This is a genomic window from Chroococcidiopsis cubana SAG 39.79 (assembly GCF_003991895.1).
GTDB classification, from domain to species: Bacteria; Cyanobacteriota; Cyanobacteriia; order Cyanobacteriales; family Chroococcidiopsidaceae; genus Chroococcidiopsis; species Chroococcidiopsis thermalis.
Genome location: NZ_RSCK01000218.1, coordinates 1 through 3,404 on the forward strand (window position 1 = coordinate 1; position 3,404 = coordinate 3,404).

4 protein-coding genes and 1 pseudogene are annotated in these 3,404 nt (G+C 44.5%); 1 reads left to right on the top strand and 4 read right to left on the bottom strand.

Features of this window, described 5'->3' with window-relative positions; genetic code table 11:
- Positions 1-65: 65 nt before the first annotated feature.
- Entirely contained in the window at positions 66-596 is a 531-nt protein-coding gene (locus DSM107010_RS37290) for a transposase (protein ID WP_106171350.1), read from the top strand.
- A gap of 151 nt (positions 597-747) precedes the next feature.
- On the opposite strand, the gene DSM107010_RS37295 is transcribed toward DSM107010_RS37290, so the two are convergent.
- The 4 genes and pseudogenes from DSM107010_RS37295 to DSM107010_RS37310 all read right to left on the bottom strand — a co-directional run.
- Positions 748-1,197 (bottom strand): beta/gamma crystallin domain-containing protein, encoded by a 450-nt coding sequence (locus DSM107010_RS37295; RefSeq protein ID WP_106171347.1) that lies wholly within the window; start codon positions 1,195-1,197, stop codon positions 748-750.
- Between the two features lie 42 nt (positions 1,198-1,239).
- A pseudogene (locus DSM107010_RS37300) lies at positions 1,240-1,964 on the bottom strand (IS1 family transposase).
- Positions 1,965-2,289: 325 nt separating this feature from the next.
- Complete coding sequence (locus DSM107010_RS37305; protein ID WP_127025371.1) at positions 2,290-2,628, bottom strand: hypothetical protein; 339 nt, start codon at positions 2,626-2,628, stop codon at positions 2,290-2,292.
- 71 nt (positions 2,629-2,699) lie between these two features.
- Positions 2,700-3,404, bottom strand: a 705-nt coding sequence (locus DSM107010_RS37310) for a sodium:solute symporter family transporter (RefSeq protein WP_422387935.1), incomplete at its 5' end; no start/stop codon positions are given.

The following is a 3,404-nucleotide window of genomic DNA, read 5'->3' on the forward strand; positions in this document are numbered from 1 at the left end:
TTGTGCAAAACTTCTTTCACGAGAAGCACGTTGCTTGTGCAGCTGCCTAGACTGTTCACTATTTTATGCTCTGGTTAGTAGCTATTGTTGTACAATCGCTGCCGACTCCAGCCCGATTACTCGAACCTGAAGAAAATCAACGGTTATGGAAAAGTTGGCAGAAGGGTTTGAAGGTGCGCTTTACACTCCCACCAGATTTACCACCACTACGGATGTTACTGGTGATGGATAACTTGGTAGGACATAAAACTCCCCAATTTGTGCTGTGGCTGTGCGCTCATGGCATCATGCCACTCTACACACCCTTGGGCGGAAGCTGGCTGAATATGGCTGAATCAATTCAACGGATTCTCAAACGCCGAGCTTTAGAGGGACATCATCCGCAAACGACCTATCAAATTATTGAGTGGTTGGAAGCAACAGCTTTTGGATGGAACCAACAACCAACGCCTTTTATTTGGGCAGGGTTGCGAGCGCAACGTCGAGACAGAGCGCGTCAGCGACTCCATTCTCTTGGTGGGTCTGGTGCTTGCACACGTCGTCCTCTTCGGCGGACAATTGTCCCCAAAAATAATGGCAACGCTCATGCCAAATGACCCACTAGGAGTAGAAGGGGAATAAGTAAAATTTACCATTTCCCTCTATTCATGCAACAACGCCGTTGGGAGTTCCCCCTTGTCTCCCTTGCTCACAGTCTACCGACATCAACGGATAATTTACAGTACCCAATAATCTATTACGCTTCCATTAGTAAATGACGATGCGGAGAATGGTCACTGTGCCATACCCATTATCGATGAAGTCAAAACCCTTCCATTTCCCGAAGTTGAATCTTCCCTTATTAGTGATAATATACCCAGCGTTGTTTCCTGAGGTGACCCTATGCACATCAGCGATAACAACTTCGGCATCGCCAGCATTAGCGAAGCACATTGTGGCATAGTGTTTAGATCCTTGAAAGATGGCAAAGAACCCCCTTTCATCGCAATCATCTGTACGATGAAGCGCCTCAGTTGGCATTGCCATACCAACAGACATCCCTACTACGGATGCAGCCACAGCAGCCCACCTGGCAACCTTACCTCGCAACGAGAGGTTTTTTACTAGGTCGTTAAGTCGCCCCCCCGCTATCGCTTCTAACTCCTTATTCTGTAATTGTTCTGACTGTTCTTGACTTTTTAGCATCTTGAGATCCATGATTTTACTCCTTGTTCTGTACGATTTGTTTTTTCGGTAGTCCTACATAAGTAAGGATGAATTATAGTGATGTACAAAATACCAGATGGCTCCGATGTGATTATTCAACTTTTTTGAGAAGGATAGGGTATCGCGGACTAAACGTGAAACTCGTGGCCGAAGAGTACAGTTAAACCGCTCAATCAAACTGGTTTTACCAGTCTTCTTACTAACGGGGCGATGCCTTGATTCAGGAATCACTTGCTCATATGCTTGCCAAAAATCTGTGTAACAAACTGCACACTGCCGATACACTGGGGGCAACGGCTGCCACAATCCAATCGCACCGCTATCGATTTCGAGCGCCCACATAGCAGCCGACAATTTCGCCCGTCTTCATATCCAAAGCTAACTATACCCATTGTTTATTGCCTTTGTTACTGACAAATGACCACATTTCATCGCATTGAATCGTTAGCCGCCCCTTTTTTTCTCCTCTACCTCAACTTGTTGTGGAGTCGCTTCATATTTATTGTTGACGTAAGTTTGAAGCCATTGCTCGGAAACTCCAGCCACTCTGGCGATCCCTGCCAAGGACAACCTTTCTAATAACAACTTGTCGATTAGATTTCTAGTCTCCTGTCCAATCACCTTTTTGGTCGGATGTTGAACAAACTGCCTGCCGCAAGCGCAAGCAACTTGAAATTCTGCCGACCGTTATGTATTCTGCCGTTCTTCACAATCCGAGCTGCTTGACAACGAGGGCAAGTAAAACTATTTACTGGCATGGTTTGGAGTTGAAAGACCTCTTCTCTATACTTACATCCTTACTTGTGTAGGACTACCGTTTTTTCAACGAGAGGTGTTATGAAACTGTGGATATGCTACCCTTTACTTTATTTTCGGCAACGATTGTACTAAAGAGTAATCGATGCCACGGTTTAAGGTAATGCCTGAATAGATCGCTTTGTAGACTGTCGAGCGTGCAAATTTCATAAGATAAGATTCATACGTTGTTTTTGAATATCCGGTGTGCGATTGCGAACTACTATCCTTGTCAGATATTGAAGTTTTCTCGTGCTTCAGTCTGAATTTATGGTTAATAGTCAGCTTTTATTCTGATTCAATCAGTTTATCCCAAATTAAATTGATTTCGCATTCATACGATTGGGGTCTAAGAACATCTAATGCTATTAGTAACCTCTCAGTAAAAAATTCAAGGTCTGTATATGCTACTTCAAGTGTCAGTAGATTTTGCCGCTCGATTCGATCTAAACTGCATTCAATCATTACTATTTCTAACAACAACGTAGCCTGCCGAGCGTCTAACAGGGCAGTAGTAGCGTTATCCACTGCGTTATTCGTATAGACAGCTGCCAAGTAAATAATAGCTTGAAAAACAACTTGTAAATAAATCGCAGCTTGAAAACTAACTTGAGAGCTATAAGACATGATATTTATCCGATCTAAAGCTACTGAAACATGGTAAGGGCGTATTCTCTAGTACCCCTACAAGACAAAAATTAATGCAATATTTTAACAGGCAATTCTGCTTGGGCAGGACTTCGCAAATCCTCCACCATTTCTTGTACGGCAAGTGGTGGAGGTGGCGTGAGACGAGAAACCACCAGCGTGACGATAAAGTTGATTATCATCCCGACAGTGCCGATGCCTTCGGGAGAAATGCCGAATAACCAAGGCGGCATTCCGTAGAATTTTACCCCAACAATGTAGAACAGAGTAAACAATAACCCAACTACTATACCAGCGATCGCCCCTTCTCGATTCGTTCGTTTGTCAAAAATCCCGAGAACAATGGCAGGGAAAAAGCTAGCAGCAGCTAACCCAAACGCAAACGCTACCACTTGCGCCACAAATCCCGGTGGATTAATCCCAAAATACCCCGCTAGCACTACGGCTAACCCGACCATAATCCGACCGACAAACACCCGTTGAGTTTCCGAAGCATTCGGATTGAGGATGCGGTAGTAAATATCGTGCGCCACAGAACTAGAAATCACCAACAGCAAACCACTAGCCGTAGATAAAGCTGCGGCTAATCCCCCAGCAGCGACCAGTCCGATGACCCAAGGGGCTAACCTAGCCACCTCTGGTGTAGACAAGACAATAATATCGGGGTCAATCGTGATTTCGCTCGTATTTTTATCTGGTGTTAGCTCAATTCGTCCGTCATTGTTCTTGTCGTCAAAGGTTAATAACTTGGTTTT

Excerpts from the sequence above, each read along its gene's own strand:
- DSM107010_RS37305 (WP_127025371.1), bottom strand. The coding sequence starts at position 2,628 with ATGTCTTATAGCTCTCAAGTTAGTTTTCAAGCTGCGATTTATTTACAA.
- DSM107010_RS37295 (WP_106171347.1), bottom strand. The coding sequence starts at position 1,197 with ATGGATCTCAAGATGCTAAAAAGTCAAGAACAGTCAGAACAATTACAG.
- DSM107010_RS37290 (WP_106171350.1), top strand. The coding sequence starts at position 66 with ATGCTCTGGTTAGTAGCTATTGTTGTACAATCGCTGCCGACTCCAGCC.